This is a genomic window from Streptomyces sp. NPDC059477 (assembly GCF_042749375.1).
In the GTDB taxonomy this organism is placed as follows: domain Bacteria; phylum Actinomycetota; class Actinomycetes; order Streptomycetales; family Streptomycetaceae; genus Streptomyces.
In genome coordinates, this window is sequence record NZ_JBHYUG010000049.1 from 1 (window position 1) to 24015 (window position 24015).

29 protein-coding genes are annotated in these 24015 nt (G+C 71.5%); 16 read left to right on the top strand and 13 right to left on the bottom strand.

The annotated features are described in order from the left end of the window. Positions 1-47: 47 nt before the first annotated feature. The 4 genes from ACFXAZ_RS23560 to ACFXAZ_RS23575 form a co-directional block, all read right to left on the bottom strand. Positions 48-839 carry an ABC transporter permease gene (locus ACFXAZ_RS23560; RefSeq protein ID WP_384594570.1) on the bottom strand — a complete coding sequence of 264 codons (792 nt, stop codon included), beginning with the start codon at positions 837-839 and terminating at the stop codon, positions 48-50. Continuing rightward, positions 836-1843 carry an ATP-binding cassette domain-containing protein gene (locus tag ACFXAZ_RS23565; protein WP_384594747.1) on the bottom strand — a complete coding sequence of 336 codons (1008 nt, stop codon included), beginning with the start codon at positions 1841-1843 and terminating at the stop codon, positions 836-838. Before ACFXAZ_RS23565 ends, ACFXAZ_RS23560 begins: the two co-directional genes overlap by 4 nt. Before the next feature lie 102 nt (positions 1844-1945). Further along, positions 1946-2788: a DUF4097 domain-containing protein gene (locus ACFXAZ_RS23570; protein WP_384594573.1), complete on the bottom strand. Its 843-nt coding sequence runs from the start codon at positions 2786-2788 to the stop codon at positions 1946-1948. 120 nt (positions 2789-2908) lie between these two features. Next, the gene (locus ACFXAZ_RS23575; protein WP_384594576.1) at positions 2909-3421 is read right to left on the bottom strand and encodes a hypothetical protein; all 513 of its coding nucleotides are present in this window, start codon (positions 3419-3421) and stop codon (positions 2909-2911) included. Between the two features lie 356 nt (positions 3422-3777). On the opposite strand from ACFXAZ_RS23575, the gene ACFXAZ_RS23580 reads away from it, so the two are divergent. The 9 genes from ACFXAZ_RS23580 to ACFXAZ_RS23620 all read left to right on the top strand — a co-directional run bounded on the left by ACFXAZ_RS23580 (position 3778) and on the right by ACFXAZ_RS23620 (position 10636). Next, complete coding sequence (locus ACFXAZ_RS23580) at positions 3778-5748, top strand: MFS transporter (RefSeq protein ID WP_384594578.1); 1971 nt, start codon at positions 3778-3780, stop codon at positions 5746-5748. Next, positions 5745-6320 carry a MarR family winged helix-turn-helix transcriptional regulator gene (locus ACFXAZ_RS23585; protein ID WP_384594581.1) on the top strand — a complete coding sequence of 192 codons (576 nt, stop codon included), beginning with the start codon at positions 5745-5747 and terminating at the stop codon, positions 6318-6320. The genes ACFXAZ_RS23580 and ACFXAZ_RS23585 overlap by 4 nt, the downstream gene beginning before the upstream one ends. A 10-nt stretch (positions 6321-6330) precedes the next feature. Further along, positions 6331-6684 carry a hypothetical protein gene (locus tag ACFXAZ_RS23590; protein ID WP_384594584.1) on the top strand — a complete coding sequence of 118 codons (354 nt, stop codon included), beginning with the start codon at positions 6331-6333 and terminating at the stop codon, positions 6682-6684. Positions 6685-6687: 3 nt separating this feature from the next. Beyond that, on the top strand, positions 6688-6996 hold the full coding sequence (locus ACFXAZ_RS23595; RefSeq protein WP_384594587.1) for a hypothetical protein: 309 nt from the start codon (positions 6688-6690) through the stop codon (positions 6994-6996). Then, positions 6993-7172 (top strand): hypothetical protein, encoded by a 180-nt coding sequence (locus ACFXAZ_RS23600; protein WP_384594590.1) that lies wholly within the window; start codon positions 6993-6995, stop codon positions 7170-7172. Before ACFXAZ_RS23595 ends, ACFXAZ_RS23600 begins: the two co-directional genes overlap by 4 nt. A gap of 229 nt (positions 7173-7401) precedes the next feature. Next, entirely contained in the window at positions 7402-7560 is a 159-nt protein-coding gene (locus tag ACFXAZ_RS23605) for a hypothetical protein (protein WP_384594593.1), read from the top strand. Then, complete coding sequence (locus tag ACFXAZ_RS23610) at positions 7561-8706, top strand: M20 family metallopeptidase (protein WP_384594596.1); 1146 nt, start codon at positions 7561-7563, stop codon at positions 8704-8706. It begins immediately after the preceding gene. Between the two features lie 176 nt (positions 8707-8882). After that, positions 8883-9569, top strand: coding sequence for a TetR/AcrR family transcriptional regulator (locus tag ACFXAZ_RS23615; RefSeq protein WP_384594599.1), 687 nt, complete (start codon positions 8883-8885; stop codon positions 9567-9569). Next, on the top strand, positions 9566-10636 hold the full coding sequence (locus ACFXAZ_RS23620) for a threonine aldolase family protein (protein ID WP_384594602.1): 1071 nt from the start codon (positions 9566-9568) through the stop codon (positions 10634-10636). The genes ACFXAZ_RS23615 and ACFXAZ_RS23620 overlap by 4 nt, the downstream gene beginning before the upstream one ends. Before the next feature lie 29 nt (positions 10637-10665). Here the strand turns inward: ACFXAZ_RS23620 and ACFXAZ_RS23625 are convergent, their stop codons facing one another. Both ACFXAZ_RS23625 and ACFXAZ_RS23630 read right to left on the bottom strand, forming a co-directional pair. Next, positions 10666-11523: a DMT family transporter gene (locus ACFXAZ_RS23625; RefSeq protein ID WP_384594605.1), complete on the bottom strand. Its 858-nt coding sequence runs from the start codon at positions 11521-11523 to the stop codon at positions 10666-10668. Positions 11524-11687: 164 nt separating this feature from the next. Beyond that, positions 11688-12341: a TOPRIM nucleotidyl transferase/hydrolase domain-containing protein gene (locus ACFXAZ_RS23630; RefSeq protein WP_384594608.1), complete on the bottom strand. Its 654-nt coding sequence runs from the start codon at positions 12339-12341 to the stop codon at positions 11688-11690. A gap of 169 nt (positions 12342-12510) precedes the next feature. On the opposite strand from ACFXAZ_RS23630, the gene ACFXAZ_RS23635 reads away from it, so the two are divergent. After that, positions 12511-13236, top strand: coding sequence for a DinB family protein (locus ACFXAZ_RS23635; protein WP_384594611.1), 726 nt, complete (start codon positions 12511-12513; stop codon positions 13234-13236). 102 nt (positions 13237-13338) lie between these two features. Here the strand turns inward: ACFXAZ_RS23635 and ACFXAZ_RS23640 are convergent, their stop codons facing one another. Beyond that, positions 13339-14070: a TioE family transcriptional regulator gene (locus ACFXAZ_RS23640; protein WP_384594614.1), complete on the bottom strand. Its 732-nt coding sequence runs from the start codon at positions 14068-14070 to the stop codon at positions 13339-13341. A 69-nt stretch (positions 14071-14139) separates the two neighbouring features. On the opposite strand from ACFXAZ_RS23640, the gene ACFXAZ_RS23645 reads away from it, so the two are divergent. Beyond that, a complete protein-coding gene (locus ACFXAZ_RS23645) occupies positions 14140-15342 on the top strand; it encodes an erythromycin esterase family protein (RefSeq protein WP_384594617.1) in 1203 nt (400 codons plus the stop codon). A 123-nt stretch (positions 15343-15465) separates the two neighbouring features. Here the strand turns inward: ACFXAZ_RS23645 and dmpG are convergent, their stop codons facing one another. Genes dmpG through ACFXAZ_RS23660 form a run of 3 tightly spaced genes read right to left on the bottom strand, consistent with a single transcriptional unit; the run spans position 15466 to position 18418 of the window. Continuing rightward, positions 15466-16494 (bottom strand): 4-hydroxy-2-oxovalerate aldolase, encoded by a 1029-nt coding sequence (gene dmpG / locus ACFXAZ_RS23650; RefSeq protein WP_384594620.1) that lies wholly within the window; start codon positions 16492-16494, stop codon positions 15466-15468. Then, entirely contained in the window at positions 16491-17450 is a 960-nt protein-coding gene (locus ACFXAZ_RS23655; protein ID WP_384594623.1) for an acetaldehyde dehydrogenase (acetylating), read from the bottom strand. The genes dmpG and ACFXAZ_RS23655 overlap by 4 nt, the downstream gene beginning before the upstream one ends. Continuing rightward, complete coding sequence (locus ACFXAZ_RS23660) at positions 17447-18418, bottom strand: fumarylacetoacetate hydrolase family protein (RefSeq protein ID WP_384594626.1); 972 nt, start codon at positions 18416-18418, stop codon at positions 17447-17449. Before ACFXAZ_RS23660 ends, ACFXAZ_RS23655 begins: the two co-directional genes overlap by 4 nt. A gap of 97 nt (positions 18419-18515) precedes the next feature. Between ACFXAZ_RS23660 and ACFXAZ_RS23665 the strand changes: the two genes are divergently transcribed. Further along, positions 18516-19307 carry an IclR family transcriptional regulator gene (locus ACFXAZ_RS23665; protein WP_384594629.1) on the top strand — a complete coding sequence of 264 codons (792 nt, stop codon included), beginning with the start codon at positions 18516-18518 and terminating at the stop codon, positions 19305-19307. Between the two features lie 192 nt (positions 19308-19499). On the opposite strand, the gene ACFXAZ_RS23670 is transcribed toward ACFXAZ_RS23665, so the two are convergent. Next, positions 19500-19853, bottom strand: coding sequence for a hypothetical protein (locus ACFXAZ_RS23670; protein WP_384594632.1), 354 nt, complete (start codon positions 19851-19853; stop codon positions 19500-19502). A gap of 81 nt (positions 19854-19934) precedes the next feature. On the opposite strand from ACFXAZ_RS23670, the gene ACFXAZ_RS23675 reads away from it, so the two are divergent. Together ACFXAZ_RS23675 and ACFXAZ_RS23680 are read left to right on the top strand one after the other, a co-directional pair. Continuing rightward, positions 19935-20429, top strand: a complete 495-nt coding sequence (locus tag ACFXAZ_RS23675; RefSeq protein ID WP_384594635.1) for a nitroreductase family deazaflavin-dependent oxidoreductase — start codon at positions 19935-19937, stop codon at positions 20427-20429. 207 nt (positions 20430-20636) lie between these two features. Beyond that, complete coding sequence (locus ACFXAZ_RS23680) at positions 20637-21635, top strand: sporulation protein (protein ID WP_384594750.1); 999 nt, start codon at positions 20637-20639, stop codon at positions 21633-21635. A 17-nt stretch (positions 21636-21652) separates the two neighbouring features. Here the strand turns inward: ACFXAZ_RS23680 and ACFXAZ_RS23685 are convergent, their stop codons facing one another. After that, positions 21653-22591 (bottom strand): M56 family metallopeptidase, encoded by a 939-nt coding sequence (locus tag ACFXAZ_RS23685; protein WP_384594638.1) that lies wholly within the window; start codon positions 22589-22591, stop codon positions 21653-21655. A 7-nt stretch (positions 22592-22598) separates the two neighbouring features. Then, positions 22599-22997 carry a BlaI/MecI/CopY family transcriptional regulator gene (locus ACFXAZ_RS23690; protein ID WP_384594641.1) on the bottom strand — a complete coding sequence of 133 codons (399 nt, stop codon included), beginning with the start codon at positions 22995-22997 and terminating at the stop codon, positions 22599-22601. 150 nt (positions 22998-23147) lie between these two features. On the opposite strand from ACFXAZ_RS23690, the gene ACFXAZ_RS23695 reads away from it, so the two are divergent. Beyond that, positions 23148-23723, top strand: coding sequence for a TerD family protein (locus ACFXAZ_RS23695; RefSeq protein WP_384594753.1), 576 nt, complete (start codon positions 23148-23150; stop codon positions 23721-23723). Between the two features lie 17 nt (positions 23724-23740). After that, the gene (locus ACFXAZ_RS23700; protein ID WP_384594644.1) at positions 23741-23986 is read left to right on the top strand and encodes a twin-arginine translocase TatA/TatE family subunit; all 246 of its coding nucleotides are present in this window, start codon (positions 23741-23743) and stop codon (positions 23984-23986) included. The last annotated feature ends 29 nt before the right edge of the window (positions 23987-24015 follow it).

A 24015-nucleotide genomic window follows, 5' to 3' on the forward strand; every position in this document is an offset into this window, starting at 1 on the left:
CTCCGACGTGGTGTCGGAGTACGCCGCCGTGGTGCGGTACCGCGTGGTTACTTCGGGTCGCGGTTGAAGAGGGACTTGGACCAGAAGTAGCCGAGGACGGCCAGGGCGAGGCACCACAGGACGGCCAGCCAGCCGTTGTGGCCGATCTCGGTGCCGAGGAGGAGTCCGCGCAGGGTCTCGATGGCCGGAGTGAACGGCTGGTATTCGGCGACCGGCCGGAACCAGCCCGGCATCGAGTCGATCGGGACGAAGGCGCTGGACAGGAGGGGGAGGATCATCAGCGGCATGGCGTTGTTGCTGGCGGCCTCGACGTTGGGGCTGGACAGGCCCATGCCGACCGCGATCCAGGTGAGGGCGAGGGAGACAAGGGCGAGCAGGCCGATGGCCGCCAGCCATTCCAGGGGGGTGGCGTCCGTGGACCGGAAGCCGATGGCGACCGCGACGGCCGCGACGAGGAGCACGCTCATCACGCATTGCAGCACGCTGCCGATGACATGCCCGATGAGCACCGACCCGCGGTGGATCGCCATCGTACGGAAGCGGGCGATGATGCCCTCGGTCATATCCATGGAGACGGACACCGCGCTGCCGATCGTGGTGCCGCCGATGGTCAGCAGGAGGATGCCGGGGACGACATAGGCAAGGTACTGGGATCGGTCAGCCCCGCCCGCCCCGATACCGGCGCCCATCGCGTCACCGAAGATGTAGACGAAGAGCAGGAGCAGCATCACCGGCGTGAGCAGCAGGTTCAGGGTGAGGGAGGGGTAGCGCCGGGCGTGCAGGAGGTTGCGGCGCAGCATCGTGGACGAGTCACGGACGGCGAGGGTGAGGGCGCTCATCGGGCATCTTCCTTGGACTGGGCGGGGACGGTGGACGCGGTGGCGGGTGCGGTGGTGGAGGCGGTCAGGGCGAAGAACACGTCGTCCAGGTCGGGTGTGTGCACGGTCAGTTCGTCCGCCTCGATGTGCTCCGAGTCCAGCCAGTCGAGGATGGACCGCAGTTCGCGCTGGCTGCCGTCGCTGGGGATCTGGAGCGCCAGCGCCTCGTCGTCCCGGGTGACCTCGCGCAGCGCGGCGGCTGCGCTCTGGTACGCGGCCGGGTCGGCGAACCTCAGCCGCACATGCCCGCCGGGGATCATGCGCTTCAGTTCCTCGGCACTTCCCTCGGCGGCGATCTTTCCGTTGTTCAGCACCGCGATGCGGTCGGCGAGTTCGTCGGCCTCCTCCAGGTACTGGGTGGTGAGGAAGACGGTGACTCCGTCGGAGACCAGTTCGCGGATGATCTGCCACATGTTGTGGCGGGAGCGTGGGTCGAGGCCGGTGGTCGGCTCGTCGAGGAAGATGATCCGCGGGTTGCCGACCAGGGTCATGGCGATGTCAAGGCGTCGCTTCATGCCTCCGGAGTAGGTGGAGGCGGGCTTCTTCGCCGCCTCCACCAGGTCGAAGCGGGCGAGGAGTTCGGCGGCGACCCGACGTCCCTCGCGCTTGGACAGGTGGTGCAGGTCGGCCATGAGGAGCATGTTCTCCTCGCCGGTGATCAGGCCGTCCACCGCCGAGAACTGACCGGTGACACCGATCGCCGCCCGCACTCCGTTCGGGTGAGCGGCGATGTCATGACCCGCCACCTGCGCCTGCCCGCCGTCGGCGGTGATCAGCGTGGAGAGGATTTTCACGGCCGTGGTCTTGCCGGCGCCGTTCGGGCCGAGCAGTGCGAACACGGACCCGGCCGGGATCCGCAGATCGATGCCGTCGAGCACGGTCTTGTCACCGTACGACTTACGCAGAGCGGTGGCGGAGACGGCGACCGGGGACGGGTGACCGCCGCCTCGCTTGGACGTGGGCATGACAGATGAAGGCATGGAGCCCTCCCGTTCGAAGGCTGGAGTGATGAGGGGATCAGGTGGGATGAGGCGCTTGGGATCTGGGGATGCGGGGAGAGCCGTGGCTCAGGGCTTGGCGCGGAGGATGTCGATGTTGCCCCAGTTGGTGCGGGCGCGGACCTTGACCGTCTCCTCGGTCTCCGTCGGGGTCTCCGAGGTGGCGAGCATGTTGCGCACCTGCCCACGGTGGGAGCTGACGTCGAGCCAGGCGGCGGTGCCCTCGCGGACACCGACCTCGATGTGACCGTTGGAGGTCTCCAGACTGACCTCGCCGCGGACGACTTCGGCGACACGGAGGGCGCCGTTGGTCGTGGTGGCGGTGACCGACGCCTCGGCGTGTGCGATGTCGATGCCGCCGTTGGCGCCGTTCACGCGCAGCTCGCCGGTCACGGCGCCGACGGTCATGGTGCCGTGCGAGTTCTTCAGGACGGCCGGTCCGTCGATGAGGCCGACGCGCACATTGCCGGAGCTGCTGGTGATCTCGGCCGGGCCTTCGACCCGGTCCACGGCGCTGGCGCCGTGCGACGCCTTCAGCCGGAGGGGGCCGGTGGTGTCGAGCCGCACATTGCCGGAAGAGCTGTTCACCCGCACCTCCCCGAGCCGGCCCTCGCCGATCACATGGGCCCCGGCGCTGGTCATGTCGATGTGCGAGCCCACGGGGAGTTCCACCGTCACGTTCACGGAGCCCGCGCGTCCCAGCAGATTGGCCTTGGGCGTGGTGATGGTCAGGGTGCCGCTCGCGTAACCGACCTCGGTCTGGTCGGCCGCCCGCACGTCCATGTCCTTCTTCGGGTCGAGGGGCCGCACCTCCACGACGGTGTCGAGGCGGTCGCCCGCGGCGAACTGCACGGAGCCGGTGTACACGTAGGCGGTGACCGAAATCGGTTCGGGAGTGTCGAAAGAAGGCATGACTGTACCGTCCTCATGGGTCCTTGAGCCGTCCCCGCAGGTGGGGCGCGGTGTGGGTGGAGTGACCTACTGAATGACCGAAGTGAGCGAAGTGACCGAAGCGGTGCGGCGCGGGTGCCGCTAGCGCACCCAACCGGTGAAGCTCTGCCCGACGGTGCGGGTCCGTTCCGTCGTACGCGGTCGGGTGCCGCCGTCGACCGCGGCCGAAACGGCGCGGACCAGCCAGGCGTTGACCGACAGTCCCTCACGCGCCGCGACTTCCTCGGCCCGCGCCTTGAGGTGCGCCGGCAGCCGCAGGTTGACCCGGGCGGTGCCGCCGTCGTCGCCGTCGGCCGGGGCCTTGAGCGGTTCGACGGGCAGGGCCGGCATCTCGGGCGCTCCACCGTCGCTGGGCGGCGGTGTCACCACGAAGTCGGGGTCCAGGCCGCGCAGCCGCAGGTCGACCGAGCCGGGGGCGAGTTCGCGAGTGATCTCGTCCATCGCGGCGGAGAGCACATTGAGCAAGGTCAGCCGGGTCGCCGACTCCAGCGGAGCGGTGAGCCGCTCGGCCAGCTCGCGGGCATCTTCCCCGCCGGCTTCGGCGGCCACCGCGAGTTCGCGGCGAAGGTTGTCGACGTAGGGCGTGAGGTCCATAACGTCATCATGGCATCACTATGGCGCCATCCGCAAGCCCGAATGGCACCGAGAGGGGCAGAGGAGTGACGAGTACCCGCCTGAGCTGCGTAAACAGCGTGACACCACCCTGGGTCCTGGTGGCATCACGCCCGCCCAGACGGCACGCGGGGGCACGAAATGGCGCCGGATGGCACTGGATGGCACTGGATGGCGCCAGGCGACACCAGCTGGCACCACCCGGCGCCACGCGTTCATGGCGCAGCCCGACGCTCGTCATGGCCGGCCCGGTCCTCCGGTCGCCCGGTCACCGTCGGCGGATTAGCTTGGTTGCGGTAAAGCAACCAAACCAGACGTATCCGATGGAAGTGATGTCCATGGGGACGAGCGAGGTCCGTGCCGCAGTGCCGTTCGGAAAGGGGACGGACCCGCCGCCGGGGCCCCGCTACCGCTGGGTCGCCCTGTCGAACACGACGCTGGGCGTCCTGATGGCCTCCATCAATACGTCGATCATGCTGATCGCGCTGCCGGACATCTTCCGTGGCATCGGCGTCGATCCGCTCCAGCCGGGGAACACCGGGCTGCTGCTGTGGCTGATCATGAGTTATCTGGTCGTCACCGCCGTGCTCGTGGTCAGCTTCGGCCGGCTCGGCGACATCTACGGCCGTACCCGGATGTACAACGCGGGCTTCGCGATCTTCACGCTCTTCTCCGTTCTGCTCTCGGTCACCTGGATGCACGGCACGGCCGCGGCGTTGTGGCTGATCGCCATGCGTGTCTTCCAGGGCGTCGGGGGTGCCATGCTGATGGCCAACTCCAGTGCGATCCTCACCGACGCCTTCCCGCCCGACCGGCGGGGGCTCGCGCTCGGGCTCAACCAGGTCGCCGCGATCGCCGGATCCTTCCTGGGGCTGCTGCTCGGCGGACTGCTCGGGCCGGTCGAGTGGCGGCTGGTGTTCCTGGTGTCCGTGCCGTTCGGGCTGTTCGGCACGGTCTGGGCCTACCTCAAGCTGCGCGATCAGGGGGTACGGGCTCCGGCCCAGCTCGACTGGTGGGGCAATGCCACCTTCGCCGTCGGCCTGATCGCGATACTGGCAGGTATCACGTACGGCATCCAGCCCTACGGCGGCCATGCCATGGGCTGGACCAATCCGGCCGTGCTCGGCGCGATCGGCGGCGGGATCGCCGTGCTCGTGCTCTTCTGCGTGATCGAGACACGGGTGGCGGCGCCGATGTTCCGCCTCGGTCTCTTCCGTATCCGCGCCTTCACCGCGGGGAACGTGGCGGGACTGCTCGCCTCGCTGGGCCGTGGCGGGCTCATGTTCATCCTGATCATCTGGCTCCAGGGCATCTGGCTGCCCCGGCACGGATACAGCTTCGCCGAGACACCCCTGTGGGCCGGGATCTACATGATTCCGCTGACCATCGGATTCCTGGTCGCCGGGCCTGTCTCCGGGTGGGCCTCCGACCGGTTCGGCGCACGGTTCTTCGCCACCGGGGGCATGCTGCTGGCCGCGGCCAGCTTCGCCGCGCTGGCAGTGCTGCCGGTGAACTTCGCGTACCCGTACTTCGCCGTGATCCTGCTGCTCAACGGCATCGGCATGGGTATGTTCGCCGCGCCCAACCGGGCCGCGATCATGAACAGTCTGCCGTCCGACCAGCGGGGCGTGGGCGCCGGCATCAGCTCCACCTTCCAGAACTCCGCGATGGTCCTGTCCATCGGGGTGTTCTTCTCCCTGATGATCAGCGGGCTCGCCAGTTCCCTGCCCGGCGCGCTCACCCAGGGCCTCACCGCGCAGGGGGTACCGGCGGCCGACGCGGCCCGGGTCGCCGCGCTGCCCCCGGTGGGCGTGCTCTTCGCGTCCCTCCTCGGCTACAACCCCATCCAGACGCTCCTGGGCACCCAGGTCCTGGACCGCCTCCCGCCCGGCGACGCCGCCTACCTCTCCGGCCGGGAGTTCTTCCCCCAGCTGATCTCCGGCCCGTTCCACAGCGGCCTGACCGTGGCCTTCACCTTCGCGATCGCCGCGTGCCTGATCGCCGCGCTGGCTTCGCTGATGCGTGGGGGGAAGTACGTCCATGAGGACGGGGGCGGCCCGGCGCGGGGCCGTGAGAGTGGCGAGGGAGGAAGGGAGAACCCGGAGCCCCGGAAACCGGGCAACACTCAGGTCACCGAGGTCACCGAGGTCACCAGGGAAACCCGGGACAAGCCGCCGCCGACGACGACACAGCCGACGGATCCGCCGCCGACGACACCAACGCCCACGCCGACGCCGACGACGCCCAGCCCGACACTGATGATGCGAGCCGCAAGGCGTCTGTACGGCGGGCAAGGAGGCGGACGATGACAGAGCAAGGGTTCGACGACCGGGCCGGGACGGCCGACGCGGAGTTGGCGGGCCGCCTCCGTATGGCTCTCCAGTACCTGGTCCCTCTCCTCCGGAGCAATCGGCGCACCCATCCCGACCTCACGCCCACCCGACAGGCCGCCCTCGGTGTCCTCGACGACGCCGGCCCGCTGCGCATCGGCGAACTGGCCACCCGGATGGGGATCTCCCTCTCCACCACGTCCCGTATGGTCGACCTCCTCGCCGCCGACGAGTGGATCGACCGCAGCCCCGATCCCACCGACCAGCGCGCCAGCCTGATCTCCCTCAGCGGGGAAGGCCGCTCGGTCCTCCACACGGCCCGGCGCGAGACCACGAGCGCGCTGTGCCACGAGATCTCCCGCCTGGACGACACATCGCGCCGCCTGCTGCGCGAGGCCCTGCCCGCTCTGGAGGCCCTCGGCAGGCAGACACGCGGCCGTCTCTCGCCGCCCGGAGGAGGAGTACGGGGCGTCCGCGACTCCGGGGAGAAGACCCGAGGACGGGATCAACTCCCCCCGTCGCCCCTGGGGGTGTCGCGGACGGCGAAGTAGAGTCCTGTCCATGGACGCCCTTATCCCGTTCCTTGTCGCGACCGCGTTCTTCGCCACCGTCGCGGGCCTCTTCGCGTGTCTGGCGGTGCGTATCCGTCGCCGGGGCCTCGGGGGCGGGGCCATGGGCGCGGCCCTGGCCTCGTACGAGGAGGCGTTCCGGATCACGGCCCATGAGTCTCATGTCGAGATCCGCGCCCAGGCGGAACGCAAGGCGCCGCTCCTGTCGCCCGACGGCCATCGGGGGCGGAACTCCGGCGAGGGCGGTGCTGCCGGGGCGGCGGATCCTCGACTGCGTCAGGCGCGTCCGCGCCGGTCACGGCGGGGTCTGGGCCGCTGGGTCGGCCGGCTGGGGCGCGGTCGCTGACCCGTGGACACCGTGGTGCTGGTGACGGGAGTGGTCGTCGGGCTGGGCGTCGCCGTGTTCCTGACGGATCGGGTGCTGCTGGCGACGGAGGCGCGGGGCTGGATCTACTGGCGCCGGACCAAGGGCCTGTCGTCCATCGGCGCCGACCTCCTCCAGGAGGGGGACCCGGGGGCCCAGGCCGTCAAACGCGCCATGGAACAGGAACGCGTACGCAAGAACGTCAGACCGGCCCAGAATCCGCCGTTCAGGGTGGACTTGGAGGCGGGTACGGTGCGGGTGCGCCGCGCGGCTCCGGTGAAGGACGAGACGTGAGCGTCGCTCGGCAGCGGCTGAGGCGGCCGACGTTCCGGTACTGGACGAACATCGCGGCGAGGGCGTCGATCCGTTCCTGGCGCCGGGCCACCCCGGGGTGCGTGGTGGCGACCTCGTCCCGGAACGGCATGGTGTGGACGATGCCGTTCGATTTCGTCGCCGAGGTCGTCGGGTGAAGGCGGCGCGGAAGCTGACGGTGACGTCGGGGTAGTGCTCGGGCGACACGCCGTTCCGTCCGGCGGCGATGGACGCCCGCCTACGTACGCTGCTTCTCCGATCCGGCGGCCCTTCACGCGTCGTGCGAGCACTACCGCGCGGCCGTCACCGTCGATCTCGCGCACGACGACGAGGACTTCGCGGCCGGGCGCCGGGTCGGCTGCCCGGTGCCCGCCCTGTGGGGCGAGCATGGCTTCGTCGGCCGCACCTACGACGTCCCCGAAGACGTGGCGGGCGTACGCGGCGGATGTGCGCGGCCGGGCGCCCCACTGCGACCACTATGTTCCCGAAGAGGCGCCCGCCGGCCCGGCGCGGCTGCTGTCCGACTTCCTTGCCGAGGTGAGCTGAGTGGCCGACGTCCCCGAATCCACCGGGCGGCAACAGCCCGCCCCCGGGCAGGACGCCCGTACCCGGCGCATGGTGCGGCGGCTGGCGGAGCTGGTCGGCTGCGAGAGTCCGTCCGGGCATCGCGCCGGGCTGGAATCCTGCTACGACCTGCTGGAGGGCTGGGCCCCAGAAGGGCTGGGCGAGGCGCGGCGGGTGGTGCGCGATGGGGTGCCGCATCTGTACTGGCCCGGTCCGGGCGGCTCGCCGCGGGTGCTCCTGCTGGGGCACGCCGACACGGTGTGGCCGCTGGGCACCCTCACCCAGCGCCCGTTCCGCGAGGACGGCGACCGGTTGAGCGGCCCCGGCGTCTTCGACATGAAGGCCGGTCTGGTCATCGCCCTGGAGGCGCTCGCGCTGGTCGGCGACCTCGGCGGGGTGGGTGTGCTCGTCACCGGCGACGAGGAGACGGGTTCGGTGACCTCGCGGGCGCTGCTCGAAGAGGTGGCCCGCGACGCCTCGGCGGTGCTGGTGCTGGAGCCGAGCGACGACGGCGCCGTCAAGACGGCCCGTAAGGGAGCGGCCTTCTACCAGGTCGCGTTCCGGGGCAGGGCGGCGCACGCGGGGCTTGAGCCGGAGAGGGGGGCGAACGCGCTGATCGAACTGGCCCACCAGGTCATCGCCATGGGCGAGTTGAGCGATCCGGCGGCGGGCACGACCGTGACGCCGACGCGGGCCCGGGCGGGCACCGCGATGAACGTGGTGCCGGACGCCGCCGAGCTGTGGGTGGACGTGCGGGCCTGGACGGCGGGTGAACTGCTGCGGGTGGAGGACCGGCTGAAGAACCTCACCGCGCGCACCCCCGATGTGGCGGTGACGGTGACGGGCACCGTGAACCGGTACCCGCTGGAGCCCGAGCGGTCGGCGTCACTGCTCCGGGTGGCCCGTGCGGTCGCCGCCGCCCGTGGTCTGCCGGAGGTCGGCGCGGTCCGGGTGGGCGGCGCGTCGGACGGCAACTTCACCGCGGCCCTGGGCGTGCCCACCCTCGACGGGCTCGGCCCGGTCGGCGACGGAGCACATGCCGTGCACGAGTGGGTCCAGGCCGGTTCGCTGGTCCGGCGGGCCGAGTTGGTGGCCGGGATCGTCGAGGCGCTGGGACGACCGGCATGAGACACCTCATCGTCCACGGCCGGGCGGACAGCCGCCGCCTTCCCGGCCAGGCCCGCCTGAAGGGCGTCCAGGAACAGCTCGACCGCCCCGTCGAACCAGCAAGGCTCCTTGGCGCTGAGGGGGCTCCCTGGCAGCGGCGCTTTCCTCCCGATACAACGTATCGTACAGTGACTCCCATGCCCCGCAGCTCTCCTTCCCTGGACCGTGCGACCCCCGAGCGCATCGCCACGTCCGCCCTTCAGCTCATCGACGAGGGCGGCCCCGGGGCGCTCACCTTCCGGGCGCTCGCGGCGCGGCTGGGGATCTCGCTGGCGTCGGTGCAGCGGCGGTGCACGGATCTGGCCGGGCTGCTGGACCTGTGCACCGATCATCTGGCGGCGCGGCTGCCGGACGTGGCGCCGGATACGCCGTGGGCCGAGGCCACCGAGACCCGGTTCTCCGCGCTCTACCGGCTGCTGGTGGCCCATCCGGGGCTGATCGCCCTGCGCGGGACGCGGCCCTGGCTCGGGCCCCATCTGCTGGGCCGGCTCGTGGAACCGCAGCTCGCCCACAACCTCGCCGCCGGGATGGGTCCCGAGACGGCGTTCGCCACGTACCGGCGGATGTATCTGCTGACCCTGGGCTGCGCCGGATTCGTCGATCACCGGGAGCCCGGCATCACCCGGACGGCCACCCGTACGGCGCTCGCCGCGCTCGATCCCCGGGAGTTCCCGGCGCTCACCGGCACCCTCGCGGCGCTTCTGCCCGTCATGACCGACCACGAGGTGTACTACGGCGCCCTCCGCCAGCTCATCCATGCCGCCGACCCCGAGACCGCCCCCGGCGACGAAGCCGCGGAAGAGACCGAAGGAACCTCCCGATGAGCAACGCCACTCCCCCGGCCCGCGTCTTCAGCAGCGACAACGCCGCGGGTGCCTCGCCCGAGATCGTCGAGGCCCTGGTCCGGGCCGCGACCGGTCAGGCCCTGCCCTACGGCGCCGACGACCTCACGGCCACCGTCCGGCGCCGACTGGGCGACCTCTTCGAACGTGAGGTGGACGTGCTGCTGGTCTCCACCGGGACGGCCGCCAACTCACTGAGCCTGGCCGCGCTGACACCGCCCTGGGGCAGTGTGCTGTGCCACCGGGACAGTCACATCAACAACGACGAGGGCGGAGCGCCCGAGTTCTACACCAACGGCGCGAAGCTGGTCCCGCTCGGCGGTGCCGACGCCAAGATCGACCCGCTGGAGCTGCGCGCGGCCGTACGGAACAAGACCGGGGACGTGCACAGCGTGCAGCCGTCCGTCGTCAGCATCACCCAGGCCACCGAGACCGGCGCCGTCTACGGCCTTGAGGAGGTCCGTGCCCTCGGGGCGGTCACCAAGGACGCGGGGCTGCGGCTGCACATGGACGGCGCCCGGTTCGCCGGTGCCGTCGCCGCCCTCGGCTGCACCCCGGCCGAGGTCACCTGGCGGGCCGGGGTGGACCTGCTGTCCCTCGGCGCCACCAAGAACGGCACCATGACGGCCGACGTGATCGTGGTCTTCGACCGGACCCTGACCACCGAACTCGCCCATCGCGGCAAGCGCGCCGGTCAGCTGACCTCCAAGATGCGCTATCAGGCAGCCCAGTTGGACGCCTACCTCGCCGGTGATCTGTGGCTGCGCAACGCCACCCGTGCCAACGCCATGGCCGCGCGGCTCCAGGACGGTCTCAAGGCCATACCCGATGGAGAACTCCAGGGGGTGACCGAGGCCAACATCGTCTTCTGCCGGCTGCCGCAGCAGGTCATCGACGGTCTTCTCGGCGACGGCTATGTCTTCTACCACGACCGCTGGGAGCCGGGCATCGTCCGCTTCGTCACCAACTTCACCACCACCGAGCGCGATGTCGACGCCCTCCTGCACGCGGTCGGACGGCACGCGGGCCGCCCGGACGCCCGCGCCTGAGCCGGGACACCCTTCCCTGCTCACCTCCCTCACCGCACCACCTCCACCAGATGCGGCACCACCCGGGTCAGCCGCAGAACCCCCCAGACGATCAGGCCCACCCCCAACGCCTCCGGGAGGAGCCACCACCCCGTGCGGATCGTCTCCTCGAAGAGGACGACACCCAGCAGGAGGCTCACGGACGCGTCACCGATGGTCAGCGCGGGCTGGGAGGCGGCGAGGGGACCGGCCTGGAGGGCGTTCTCCAGGAGGAGGAGCGCGGCGATCCCGGTGAGGGCGAAGCCGTAGGTCTGCCAGGCGGTGAGAAAGGCGGGCAGGCCCGCGTCGGCGAAGCGGCCCGCAGCCGATTTCATCAGGGCGGCGGTGAGGGCGTTGCCGATGGCGGCCCCCGTGGCCAGGGCGGCGGCCCGGAACAGGGGCGAGGTGGAGGTACGGGCGAGCAGCACCGCGGCCGTGATCGCGCCCACGGTGAGCAACAGCACCGGGAGCCACCGGGTCATCGGCGCCTGCTGCCGGCTACCGGCGGGCGCCGCGGAGGCGAGCAGCACGGTCAGTCCCGCGACCATGGCGGCGACGGCCCACCAGCCCTGGGCGTTCAGTCTGCGGTGCATCAGGGGGATCGCGACCAGCAGGGCGAACGGCAGTTCCAGGATGAACAGCGGCTGGACCAGCGCCATGGGCCCGTTGACCAGAGCCAGCGCCTGGAACAGCGCCGCTCCCGTGACCCCCGCGATGCCGATGGCCCAGGCCGGGCGGTGGACGAGTGCGCGCAGCAGCCGCACTCCGCCGCCCTGGGACACGGTGGAGGCGGCCTTGCGCTGGAACGCTGTGCCCACCGCGTTGCTCATGGCGCCCAGGACGGCGAACAGCACAGCGAGGACCATCATCACCCCACCATGCCCTGACGGTGCCGGGGCCGCCCCCGGTGCGCCTCGGGTGGACGGGTCGGGCCCCTCCCCGACCCACCCGCTCGGCGACGGCGGCCCGCCGGTCGATCCGTCAGAAGGGCTCCAGGTCGCCGGGCTGGAAGGGGCCCAGGTCGCCGGGAGGGTCAGACGGACATGAGCAGACGCTCCAGCGGCCTGGGTACGTGGGTCAGGTCGAGGTGGGTGACCAGTGCCCGCGCGTACTGGGCCTTGCGGCCACTGTGGGTGCCCAGGAAGCGGCGCAACTGGTGCTCCACGGGGCGTTCCCGCTGGGCGGGCTGGCCCTGGAAGGTGTGGAAGGGGCGCGTCTCGCCCTGGGCGTCGATGACCTGCCGGACTCCGTCGGCGCCGAGGGCGCGGATCAGTTCGTCCTCCAGGTCGGCGACACATACGTAGAAGCCCAGGGACTCCAGTTCGTCGGGCGTGCGGCCCGTGGCGAGGCCGACGCGCTCCAGATGGCGGCGGAAGTGCCGTTCCTCGCCGATGTCGCAGAGTCCGGCGAGCGGGAGACCCAGCCCCGGTGGGCCGCAGACGTCCAGGAAGCGGCCGATGTTGGTCGCGCCGCCGAGCGGGACCACGGCGACGCCCTCCGCGTCGAGGTCCCGGCCGTGCCGCGCGGCGAGCGCCGCCAGGGCCGCCTCGTCGCTGTGGCCCTCGACGAGCACGATCGTGCGGACCCCGCCGGCCAGCGCCCGCGCCTCGGACGCGGCCTCGCCCGCACGGGCCCCTCCGGCCGCCCATCCGCCCAGCGCCCGCCGGAACCGCCTCGACTCATCCACAGAACCTCGCCTCCCCCACACCATCCTGACATGGCGCTGATCCCGTACGCATGGGTGTTTACGGGGTGACGCGCCCGCGGAAATCTGTCGCGGTCCGCGAGGTCCGGGAGCTAGCCTGCGCGAGGGCGGGGGCGAGGGTCGTGTCCGCGCGTGGAGGCAGGGGGCCGCGGTGGAGACCGGGGACGTACGGACCGACCGTTTGAGTGTGCTGATCGACCAGTTCGACCAGGCCAGGGAGATGGCGGAGGTACGGCTCACGGGGCTCGGCGACGACGAGTATCTGTGGGAGCCGGTGCCCGGGTGCCACTCGATCCGGCGGCGTGACGAGGCGACGTCGCCCAGGGCGTTCGGGCCGGGTGACTGGCTGCTCGACCAGGGCGCGCCGGACATTCCGGCGAGCGAGTACGCCGAGGTGGCCCGGCAGGCCGAGAGCGGTATGCCGATCGAGAAGATCGCCGTGGACTGGAGCGTGAGCGTCGAGCGGGTGACGCAGGTCCTCGCCCACACCGGCCCGGTGGAGCCCGACGCGACGCCGGTCACCACCATCGCCTGGCGGCTGGGACATCTGCACTTCTGCTTCGCGGGCACCTGGGAGTGGACCTTCGGCGAACGGCAGCGGGATCCCAGACAACTGGTCGACTTCACCCCGTCCGCGTCCCTGGCCGTGGAGCGGCTCTTCTCGGCGCTGGACAGCTGGCGCGAGCGGATCGCCACGGTGACGCCGGAGCAGCTCGACACGATCGGCTTCTCCCAGTACCCGTACGGCTCCGACGCCGACGAGCCCTTCATCGGCGTGATCTGGGGCGGCAACCTCGAACTCATCCACCACATGGCCGAGATCGCCCTTCTGCGTGATCTGTGGCGGACGGGATTCAAGGGCGGGGGGAGGGCGTAGGGCCCACTTGATGGCCGATGGCCGGTGGCCGACGACCAGCTACCAGCTACCAGCTACCAGCCATCGGTCACCGATCACTGGCCACTGGTCACTGGTCACTGGTCACTGGTCACGTTCGCGCAAGTACGTCTCCAGTTCCGCCGCCCCGCCCAGTAGCGCGCGGCCCCGTGCCGACAGGCGGTTCCGCCAGTCGCGCAGGGCGTCTTCCAGGGGTTCCAGTCCGCCGGCCGCCCGTACCTGTGTGATCAGCGGGGCGATCTGCTCCAGCAGATAGCCGCCGCGCCGGAGCTGGTGGGCCAGCAGGGCGTCCCGTACGTCGGCCTCGGTGTAGACGCGGTATCCGGTCGCGGGGTCGCGGTGCGGGCGCACCAGTCCGGCGCGCTCCCACTTGCGCAGGGTGGCGGGCCGGATGCCGAGCCGCCCGGCCAGCGGCCCGATGAACATGCTGCCGCCGGGCGCCGGCTCCGGGCCGGGCTCGGGTTCCAGGTCGCGCAGGGCCCGTTCGACGGCCTCCAGGGTCCGCCGGTCGTCCAGGAGCTGAGTATGGCTCTGGTCGATGAGGCGGAACGCGTCCTCCGGCTCGCTCTCGTTCACCGCCCGCATGATCGCCGTGGCCGTGCGATGGCCGTGCCCGGGTACCAGGGCGAGGAAGGCGCGCAGGGCCGACGCGTGCAGGGGGGTGTAGGTGCGGTAGCCGTGGGGGGTGCGGTCGGCGGTGGGGAGGATGCCCGCGTCCTCGTAGTTCCTGACGGCCTGGGTCGACAGTCCGTGGGCGCGAGCCAGATCGACCGGCCTGAGCCTGGTCCGCCCTCCGCTTTGAAGGTTTTTCTCCATTCCCTCCCCTATCCCGCGCCGATCCCACGTAAAAGCTTCCACCGTTGGTTCAACGATACCGTTTAAGGCATGGCTACCGACATCGAGGACACCGTCCATGCCGTCGACGCCGCCGCGCTGCTGCGGCTGCTTCCGGCCCGGCCCCGGGTGCTCGCCCTGGGCGAACCCACGCACGGCGAGGACACCTTGCTGGAGACGCGCAACGCGTTGTTCCGGCAACTGGTCGAGGACGAGGGGTACCGGACCATCGCGATCGAGAGTGACGCTCTGCTGGCGCTGGTCGTGGACGACCATGTCACCTCGGGCGCGGGCACTCTCGATGACGTCATGGAGCACGGCTTCAGCCATGGGTTCGGGTCGTCCGCGGCCAACCGCGACCTCGTCCGCTGGATGCGCGCCCACAACGACGGCCGGCCGGTGGAGGATCAGGTCCGGTTCGCCGGTCTCGACGCCCCGCTGGAGATCACCGGCCCCGCGAGCCCCCGCCACGCCCTCCTCGCGTTGCACGGCTGTCTCGCGGCGGAGGTGGACGCCGAGTCGCTGCCCTGCACCGCAGCGACCCTGGACCGGTTGCTCGGCCCGGACGACCGCTGGACCGACGAGGGCGCGATGAGGGATCCCTCCCGGTCCGTGGGACGGTCACCGGAGGCGGGCGAGCTGCGGCTCCTCGCCGACGACATGACGTCCCTCGTCCACGAACGGTCGCCGCGGCTCATCGCGCGGACGTCCCGGGAGGCGTGGGACCGGGCGCGGTTGTACGGACGTACCGCCAGCGGGCTGCTGCGCTATCACTCCTGGCTGGCCGACACCTCACCGGGCCGGATGACACGTCTGCTGGGTGTGCGGGACCAGTTGATGGCCGACAACCTGCTCGCCCTCGCCGAGCGTGGCCCGACCCTCGCCTTCGCACACCATCTTCATCTCCAGCGGCACCCCGGCGAGATGCGGATGGGTGGGCAGCCGTTCCGGTGGTGGAGCGCGGGCGCGCTGGCCGCCGCGCGGCTCGGCCGGGAGTACGCCGTGGTGACGACGGGCCTCGGCACCATCCGGCACCGGGGTGTGGACACCCCGCCGAAGGACACCGTCGAGGGGCTCCTGTACGGGCTCCCGCAGGATCGCGTGCTCCTCGACACGCGGCGGCCGGCCACCGCCCTCACCGACCCGCCGCCCACCCCTCGGGTCTCCTCCTGGTTCGGCTACTTTCCGCTGACGCCGGAGCACCTGACCGGCAGCGACGCGATCCTCTACATCAGGGATGTGCCGCGGGTCTGACGCGTCCCCGTCCGTTCACAGCGGGACATCGTGATGACCAAGCGGCGGGTCAGCGCCTTCGCGGGCGGTGACCTCACCGGCGTACTGGGCGGCCTCGGGGTGTCCCGGCTGGTGCGTGTCGTGTCAGCCCCCGTCGCCGTCCCGGGCGGCCACCAGGTCGAGGGCGATGTCGACGATCATGTCCTCCTGGCCGCCGACCAGTCCACGGCGTCCGGCCTCCATGAGGATGGTCCGCACGTCGAGGCCGTACCGCTCACCGGCGGTCTCCGCGTGCCGCAGGAAGCTGGAGTAGACGCCTGCGTAGCCCAGGGTCAGGGTCTCGCGGTCCACCCGCACCGGACGGTCCTGCAAGGGCCGCACGATGTCGTCGGCGGCGTCCTGGAGGGCGAACACGTCACAGCCGTGCTTCCAGCCCATCAGGTCGGCCACCGCGACGAACGCCTCGATCGGGCAATTGCCGGCACCGGCGCCGTGCCCGGCGAGCGAGGCGTCGACGCGGACGACACCGTTCTCGACGGCGACGACGGAGTTGGCGACCGACAGGGAGAGGTTCTCGTGGGCGTGGATGCCGATCTCGGTGCCGTCGTCGAGGAGGTCGCGGTAGGCGCGGACCCGGTCGCGGACGCCGTCCAGGGTGAGTCGGCCGCCGGAGTCGGTGACGTACACACAGTGCGCGCCGTAGCTCTCCATCAGCTTGGCCTGCCGGGCCAGTTCGGCGGGCGGAGCCATGTGGCTCATCATGAGGAACCCGGCCACGTCCATGCCGATCTCGCGGGCGGTGGCGATGTGCTGGGCCGCCACGTCGGCCTCGGTGCAGTGGGTCGCCACCCGCACCGAGCGCACCCCGAGGTCGTAGGCACGCCTGAGTTCCTCGATGGTCCCGACGCCGGGCAGCAGGAGGGTGGTCAGCCGGGCGTCGGTCAGGTTGGCCGCCGCGGCCTCGATCCACTCCCAGTCGCTGTGCGAGCCGGGGCCGTAGTTGACCGAGCCACCGGCCAGTCCGTCGCCGTGGGCGACCTCGATCGCGTCGACCCCGGCCGCGTCGAGGGCGGCGACGATCCGGCCGACGTCCTCGGGGCTGATGCGGTGCCGGACGGCGTGCATGCCGTCGCGCAAGGTGACGTCTTGGACGAACAGGTCGACCTGACTCATCGCTGGCTCTCCTCCTGCTGGGCGATCCGCTCGGCCACCTGGAGTGCGGCGGAGGTCATGATGTCGAGATTCCCGGCGTAGGCGGGCAGGTAGTGGGCGGCGCCCTCCACCTCCAGGAACACCGAGACCCGGTGCGTGGGGCGGCTCGTGGCGCCGGGGGCGAGCAGGGTGTGGACCGGCTGGTCGTCCGGTATCGGGTCGATCTGCACGGTCTGCTTGAGCCGGTAGCCGGGCACATAGGCGGCCACGTCGCCGACCATCTCGGCGACCGAGGACCGGATCCGGTCGTGGGGGGCGGCGTCGGCGGCGTCGACCAGGCAGAAGACGGTGTCGCGCATGATGAGGGGCGGTTCGGCCGGGTTGAGGATGATGACGGCCTTGCCGCGCTCGGCGCCGCCGACGCTCCGGATGGCGTGCGAGGTCGTCTCGGTGAACTCGTCGATGTTGGCCCGGGTGCCGGGACCCGCGGAGCGGGACGAGATGGAGGCGACGATCTCCGCGTAGGCCACCGGGACGATCCGGGAGACGGCGGCCACGATCGGGATCGTGGCCTGTCCCCCGCAGGTCACCATGTTCACGTTCGGCGCGTCGACATGTGCGTCGAGGTTGACCGCGGGGACGACGAACGGGCCGACGGCGGCGGGCGTGAGGTCGATCAGCCGCTTCCCGAGGGGGGCGAGCCGGGCGTGGTTGGCGAGGTGGGCCTTGGCGGAGGTCGCGTCGAAGACGATCCCGATGTCCGCGAAGCCGGGCATGGCCAGCAGGCCCTCGACGCCCTCGTGGGTGGTGGGGACGTTGAGCCGGGTGGCGCGGGCCAGTCCGTCGGAGGCCGGGTCGATGCCGACCATGGCGCCCATCTCCAGTCGCCTGGAGTGCCGGAGCACCTTGATCATCAGGTCCGTGCCGATATTGCCGGAGCCGATGATCGCCACTTTGGTCTTCCGGGGGTCAGTCACTTGTCCCACTCCTGCTGAGGGCCGGGGGTGCCGGGGGTGCCTTGGGGATCGGGAGTGCCTTGGGGACCGGGGGTGCTCCGGGTGCCGGGGGTGCCCGGGATACCGGCGGTGCCCGAGGTGCCGTGCCTGCCCGGGGTGCCCTGGGTGCCGGCGGTGAATCTCGCGGTCACGGTCCCGAGTGGCCGGATGGTGGCCTGGACGGTCACTCCGGGCCGTACGGGGCTGAGCGGGCCGAGGGCTCCGGAGAGGATCACCTGACCGGAGCGGAGCGGGTCGCCGAACTCCCGGGCCCGCTGGGCCAGCCACGCGAGCGCGTTGAGGGGATCACCGAGGCAGGCGGCACCGCTGCCGGACGACACGAGTTCGCCGTCGACCTTCAGTGCCATGACCACATCGGCGGGTTCGAACGCGTCGAGGGTGTGCCGCTCGCGGCCCAGGACGTAGACACCGGCGGACGCGTTGTCGGCGATCGTGTCGGCGAAGGTGATGTCCCAGTCGGTGATCCGGCTGTCGACGATTTCGAGGGCGGGCATCGCACAGGCGACGGCCGCGCGGCACTGGGCGGCGTCCAGGGGACCCTCCGCGAGGTCGGCGCCGAGAACGAAGGCGACCTCGGCCTCCACCCGGGGTTGCAGCAGCCGCTCTATGGGGATCAGGGCCCCGTCGCCGTACTGCATGTCGTCGTACAGCACACCGAAGTCGGGCTGATGGACGCCGAGTTGGACCTGTACGGCTTCGGAGGTGGCCCCGATCTTGCGTCCTGTGACGGTCCTGCCCTGGGCGCGGAGGCTGTTGAACCGCTCCTGGATCCGGTAGGCGGCGACGATGTCGTCCGGGCCGATCAGATCACTGACCGGCGGACAGGTCACGCCGGTGACGGCGGCCGTGGCGAGCCGGTGTGCGGCCTCGTCGACGACCGAGTCCGGGACGGGCGCCCGCCGCGCGCCGGGAGATTGCTCGGATGACATACACACTCCTTCGTTGACACGTCCAGTGGACATGCCGGTCTTGGCCGCGCACCATGAACGTGGTCCACTGAGCGGACCGTTTCTTCGAGAGGTCCGTATGCCCGACACCCGCCCCGAAGCCCAGTTGGACGACCGCTCCGTGCTGGGCAGGGCCATGCGCATCCTGCGGTGCTTCCGCACGGAGGACCGGGGCGTGGGGCTGTCGGAGCTGGTACGCCGGACCGGGCTGCCAAAGGCGACCGTGCACCGGATCGCCCAGGATCTGGTGGCGGCCCGGATGCTCGCGGCGACCGACCGCGGCTACCGGCTGGGCGGCGGCCTGTTCGAGCTGGGCATGCTGGCGGCCCCCGAACGCAGTCTCATCGAGGTCGCCGTGCCGTTCATGCAGGACCTGTTCCTGCGGACCGACGAGACGGTCCATCTGGGGATCCGGGAGGGCACCGAGGTCGTCTACATCTCGAAGATCGGCGGTCACCGCCAGGCACCCTCACCCACCCGCCTCGGTGGCCGGATGCCGCTGTACTGCACGGCCATCGGCAAGGCCCTCCTCGCGCACGCGCCCCGGCCGGTCACCGACGCCGTACTGAACGGCCCGCTGGAGCGGCGCACCCCCCGCACCCTGATCCAGCCGGGGCTGCTGCGCAGACAGCTGGAGCAGATCGTCGAGCAGGGGGTGGCCTACGAGTACGAGGAGTCGGTGCCGGGGCTGGTGTGCATCGCGGCGCCGGTACTGGACGCGGGCGACCGGCCGCTCGCCGCGATCTCCGTCACCGGGCCGTCAACCCGTTTCCGCCCGGACCGCCACCAGGCCCCGGTCCGCGCCGCCGCGGCCGGAACGGCCTCGATCCTGGCCCGCCGGGGGCAGCTCGCACTGCCGGAGGAGGGCTGACCGCGTCCGCGGTGTCTGGTGGGGGCGGCGGCTCGGACACCAAACCGCAGGCGTCACGGCCACCTCCGCCACGCGCGTGACGCCCTCGGTGTCCGCGAGACCCTCGGCCCGCAGGAGTGGGTATGCGCGTGCCGTCCGGCCGATGGGGGTTCGCGGCGCGGTGAGCGGGCGGAACGCCACCCCGGTCACCGTTCAGTCGTCCCCCTGCGCCCAGGCGGCCACCGGCAGTGACAGATGGACGCCGAAGTCGCCGAGGGCGACGGTGGTGCTGATGCTCGTATGCAGCCGGTCCACCCGTTCCTGACGGTCGGCGGCCCGGCTCTCGACGTACGTGGACCGCACCTCGATCACCACGTCCAGTCCGCTGCGGTCGAGCGGCCCGAGCGCCCGGAAGCGGATCTCCACATCACCTGGTCGCAGTTCCCCGTCGTACGGCTCCTCCGGGCACCGAACGGCCAGCGACACCAGGTGGGGCAGCACGGAGCCCAGGTCACGCAGGGTCGCTTCGGGGACGTGGGGCGCGTAGGTGACTTCCACGAGAGGCACCGGCCCACCCTAGGTCATGGTCACCGGGACCCGTCAGGATTCGAGAAGCGTCCCCGACGCACCGCTCCTACGGTTGAGCCCATGACCGGCAGGACGACCGACGGAGGTGGCCCGATGACTCAGCAGCAGGCGGCGAAGCGCAGGCCGGGGACGCCCGGGGCGTTCTCCCGGTGGATGCAGCACAGGGCGAACGCCCGGCTGATGCGCAAGATCCGGCGCGGGGAGGGCGCGTTCATGGGCATGGACGTACTGATCCTGAACACGGTCGGCAGCAGAAGCCAGGAGCCGCGCGAGACGCCCGTGGCGTGGTGGGCCGACGGCGAGGGCGCCTGGCTGGTGGTGGCGTCGGGTGGCGGCACCCGGCATCCGGACTGGCACGACAACCTGCTGGCGCACCCCGACCGGGCGTCGATCGAACTGCCCGGCCGCGCCGCCCTGCCGGTCACCCCGCACCCGCTGGACGGCACCGAGCGGGAGCAGGCGTGGCAGCGCATCACCGAGACCCAGCCACGGATCGGCAAGTACCAGAGCAGGTCCGAGCGGCAGTATCCGGTCATCCGGCTGACCTCCCGCTGATCCCGACCCCCGCCGCCAGGGCTTTCCACGCGTCGGGTTTCGGACATTCCCCGGGTCCGGCCCGCCGTGCCGCCCTGACCCGACCACCATCGCCCTAAACTTCTACTCGCTTGTAGAGACAGCCCGGACCTGCCGGGATGTCCCGCGTGACGTACGCACGCACACAGACGCACGTACATGGATGCACGTAAAGGAGTGGACGCCGCGATGGTGTTCAAACGGCTGCTCGGTTCGCTCGGCGTGGGTGGGCCCACGGTGGACACGGTTCTGGAGGGAGGTCCGGCCGTGCCGGGCGGTGCCCTGGCGGGTGAGGTCCGGCTCAAGGGCGGGGACGCCGACTTCGAGATCGAGGAGATCGGCCTGGAGCTGGTGGCCCGGGTCGAGGCCGAGCACGACGGCGGGGAGAGCGAGGGGACCGTCGTCTTCGACCGGTTCACCGTGGGCGGCGGCTTCCGGCTTGCGGCCGGGGAGGAGCTGAGCACGCCGTTCCGTCTGACGCTGCCCTGGGAGACGCCGGTCACCGAGCTGTACGGCCAGCCGCTGGGCGTGATCCTGGGGGTGCGGACCGAGCTGGCCGTGGCGGGCGCCAAGGACAAGGGCGACCTCGATCAGCTCACCGTGGGCCCGCTGCCCGTGCAGGAGGCGATCCTGGAGGCGCTCGGCCAGCTCGGGTTCGGCTTCCGGACGGCCGACCTGGAGTACGGGCGGATCGGCGGCACGGGCCAGCAACTGCCGTTCTACCAGGAGATCGAGCTGACCCCGGCCCCGCGCTACGCCCACCAGGTCAACGAGATCGAGCTGACCTTCCTCGCCTCGCCCGGCGGCCTGGAGGTGGTCCTGGAGGCCGACAAGCGCGGCGGGCTGTTCTCCGGGGGACACGACGCGATCACCCGCTTCACCGTCGGGCACCACGACGTCCGTGACTGGAACGCCGAGGTCGACGGCTGGGTGCGGCAGTTGGTGGAGCACCGGGCGGCGTACGGCCATCAGGGCGGCCACGGGTATCACGAGCACCACGACGCCCACAGCTCTCACGGCTCCCATGGCTCCCATGACTCGGAGGGGCATCGCTCCGGTCCCGGGATGGGGACCGTCGTCGCCGCGGGCGCGGCCGGGCTCGCGGTCGGGGTCGTCGGGGGCATGGTCGCGGCCGAGGTCGTGGACGAGGTGGGTGACTTCTTCGAGGGGGACGACGAGGAGGAGTGAGCGGCCCCCGCCGGCCGCTACAGCGGGGTCGCCGCGTGCAGGATGACGACCAGGGTCACGGCCGAGTTCGCGGACGCCATCGCGGACACGGCCGTCCCCGCGGCGGCCGTCCACGCGGCGGCGCCGACCCCGGTGAACAGGGACGGCCAGGTGCGGGGTGCGGGCGGCGCGGTGCCGAGCAGGGCGGCGACCCGGCGCGGCACCGGGCCGGGCGCGGCGAAGCCCGCGAGAGCGGGCAGGGTGGTTCCCCGGGACACCAGGGCCGCCTTGCCGATGGCGCGGGCCACGGCCCGGCGGTCGCCGACCGCGCGGGCCGCCTCCTCGTCCGCCCAGCGTTCGGTGGTGTACGACACGGCGGTGCGCAGCGGGCGCAGGAATGGATTGGCGCGCGCCGCGAGCTGGGCGGTCAGCAGGAGGCGGTGGTGGCGGGCGGTCAGATGGGCGCGCTCATGGGCGAACAGGGCCCGGCGTTCGGCGGGCCCGAGGCGGTGCAGCAGCGCGGTCGTGACGACGATCCGGTCCCGGGTGCCGTGGCCGGGCAGGGCGTACGCGTAGGGCGTGGCGTCGGGCAGGACGGCGACCTCGGTGTCCGGCAGCCCGGCCAGTGCCCGGTGGGAGCGCCTGCGCACCCGGCGGTGCCGCCAGAGCGTACGGCCGCACGCGACGGCCACCACCAGCAGCGCGGGGATGGCGACGCGGCCCGCCACCTCGTCGTACGGCACCGCCGCGCGCACCTCGGCGTCGGACCAGCCGTCCGGCAGGGGGTTGCCGGGCAGTTGCGCGGTGCCGACGACCATCAGCAGGGCCAGGCAGACCGTGCTGCACAGCGCCATCACGCCCGCGACGGCGGTCAGCAGCCGGGTCGCGACGCGCGGGTGCAGATGCTGTTCGGCCAGCCGGGCGATCGGCCAGGCCGTGAGCGGCAGCAGCAGTGGGAGGAAGACGAAGATCCCCATCGCGGATTCAGTGTTCCCCTTCGCCCTCGTCCTCGTCCTTGGCTCTGTCGAGGAGGTCGCGCAGCAGGCGTTCGTCCTCGGGTTCCAGGGCGGTGAAGAAGCTGGCGAGGACCGCCTCCCGGTTCCGCTCGGCGTCCAGCACCTTGCGCATCCTGCGGGCGGCGAGTCCGGCCTCGTCGGAGGCGGGCGTCCAGGCGAAGGACCGTCCCTCGCGCCTGCGGGTCACCGCTCCCTTGTCCAGCAGCCGGGTCAGGATGGTGATCACCGTGGTGTAGGCGAGGTCACTGCCGAGCCGCTCCTGGACCCAGCCGGCCGTCGCGGGCCCGTCCGCCTCGCGCAGGGCGGCGAGGACCTGTGCCTCCAGCTCGCCCTGCCCCCGCCGCCGGGGCCGCCGGTGATCTGTCACGTCCTGTCTCCCTTCCGCTGCCATGCCCTTCGCAAGCGGTCCATCGTAAGGACACATGGTGCTCCGGGCACGCCACTCTACTTCTACAGTGTTGTAGAGTCGCAGGTAGTGCTGTGACTCAGTCGAACAGCTTGAACTAGGAGGATGACTGTGGGGGTTTCCCTGTCCAAGGGCGGCAACGTATCGCTCACGAAGGAGGCGCCCGGCCTGACCGCGGTCCTGGTGGGCCTCGGCTGGGACGTGCGCACCACGACCGGCGCCGACTACGACCTCGACGCCTCGGCGCTGCTCCTGGACACCGCGGGCAAGGTGCTCTCCGACCGGCACTTCATCTTCTACAACAACCTCACCAGCCCGGACGGCTCGGTCGAGCACACCGGTGACAACCTCACGGGTGAGGGCGAGGGCGACGACGAGGTGGTCAAGGTCAACCTCGCCGCCGTGCCCGTCGAGATCGACCGGATCGTGTTCCCGGTGTCGATCCATGACGCCGAGAACCGCGGCCAGAGCTTCGGTCAGGTGCGGGGCGCGTTCATCCGCGTGGTGAACCAGGCGGGCGGCGCCGAGATCGCCCGCTATGACCTGTCCGAGGACGCGGCCACCGAGACCGCGATGGTCTTCGGCGAGCTGTACCGCAATGGTGCCGAGTGGAAGTTCCGGGCCGTGGGTCAGGGCTATGCCTCCGGTCTCGCGGGCATCGCCGCCGACTTCGGCGTCAACGTCTGACACGGAGTGGGGTCGATATGTTCGGACTGAGTGAGCTGGCGATCGTGCTGATCGTCATCGCCGTCGTCATCGCTGTGAAGAAGGGTCCCGAACTCGCCCGTTCGGCGGGCAAGTCGGCCCGGATCCTCAAGGCGGAGGGCCGGGCGATGAAGGACGAGCACCCGGCGCCGGAACCCCGGCTGATCCAGGGCGAGACCGTCAATCCCCAGGGACCGCAGGGACCGCCGTCAGCGGAGGGCGGGCCGGGACACCCGCGCGGCTGACCGGCCCACCGGGGCCGGACGCAGGACGC

Bases quoted from the DNA above. Each gene is read 5' to 3' on its own strand.
- ACFXAZ_RS23560 (WP_384594570.1), bottom strand. From the start codon at position 839: ATGAGCGCCCTCACCCTCGCCGTCCGTGACTCGTCCACGATGCTGCGC.
- ACFXAZ_RS23565 (WP_384594747.1), bottom strand. From the start codon at position 1,843: ATGCCCACGTCCAAGCGAGGCGGCGGTCACCCGTCCCCGGTCGCCGTC.
- ACFXAZ_RS23570 (WP_384594573.1), bottom strand. From the start codon at position 2,788: ATGCCTTCTTTCGACACTCCCGAACCGATTTCGGTCACCGCCTACGTG.
- ACFXAZ_RS23575 (WP_384594576.1), bottom strand. From the start codon at position 3,421: ATGGACCTCACGCCCTACGTCGACAACCTTCGCCGCGAACTCGCGGTG.
- ACFXAZ_RS23580 (WP_384594578.1), top strand. From the start codon at position 3,778: ATGGGGACGAGCGAGGTCCGTGCCGCAGTGCCGTTCGGAAAGGGGACG.
- ACFXAZ_RS23585 (WP_384594581.1), top strand. From the start codon at position 5,745: ATGACAGAGCAAGGGTTCGACGACCGGGCCGGGACGGCCGACGCGGAG.
- ACFXAZ_RS23590 (WP_384594584.1), top strand. From the start codon at position 6,331: ATGGACGCCCTTATCCCGTTCCTTGTCGCGACCGCGTTCTTCGCCACC.
- ACFXAZ_RS23605 (WP_384594593.1), top strand. From the start codon at position 7,402: ATGGCTTCGTCGGCCGCACCTACGACGTCCCCGAAGACGTGGCGGGCG.
- ACFXAZ_RS23615 (WP_384594599.1), top strand. From the start codon at position 8,883: ATGCCCCGCAGCTCTCCTTCCCTGGACCGTGCGACCCCCGAGCGCATC.
- ACFXAZ_RS23620 (WP_384594602.1), top strand. From the start codon at position 9,566: ATGAGCAACGCCACTCCCCCGGCCCGCGTCTTCAGCAGCGACAACGCC.
- ACFXAZ_RS23625 (WP_384594605.1), bottom strand. From the start codon at position 11,523: ATGATGGTCCTCGCTGTGCTGTTCGCCGTCCTGGGCGCCATGAGCAAC.
- ACFXAZ_RS23640 (WP_384594614.1), bottom strand. From the start codon at position 14,070: ATGGAGAAAAACCTTCAAAGCGGAGGGCGGACCAGGCTCAGGCCGGTC.
- ACFXAZ_RS23645 (WP_384594617.1), top strand. From the start codon at position 14,140: ATGGCTACCGACATCGAGGACACCGTCCATGCCGTCGACGCCGCCGCG.
- dmpG (WP_384594620.1), bottom strand. From the start codon at position 16,494: ATGAGTCAGGTCGACCTGTTCGTCCAAGACGTCACCTTGCGCGACGGC.
- ACFXAZ_RS23660 (WP_384594626.1), bottom strand. From the start codon at position 18,418: ATGTCATCCGAGCAATCTCCCGGCGCGCGGCGGGCGCCCGTCCCGGAC.
- ACFXAZ_RS23665 (WP_384594629.1), top strand. From the start codon at position 18,516: ATGCCCGACACCCGCCCCGAAGCCCAGTTGGACGACCGCTCCGTGCTG.
- ACFXAZ_RS23675 (WP_384594635.1), top strand. From the start codon at position 19,935: ATGACCGGCAGGACGACCGACGGAGGTGGCCCGATGACTCAGCAGCAG.
- ACFXAZ_RS23680 (WP_384594750.1), top strand. From the start codon at position 20,637: ATGGTGTTCAAACGGCTGCTCGGTTCGCTCGGCGTGGGTGGGCCCACG.
- ACFXAZ_RS23685 (WP_384594638.1), bottom strand. From the start codon at position 22,591: ATGGGGATCTTCGTCTTCCTCCCACTGCTGCTGCCGCTCACGGCCTGG.
- ACFXAZ_RS23700 (WP_384594644.1), top strand. From the start codon at position 23,741: ATGTTCGGACTGAGTGAGCTGGCGATCGTGCTGATCGTCATCGCCGTC.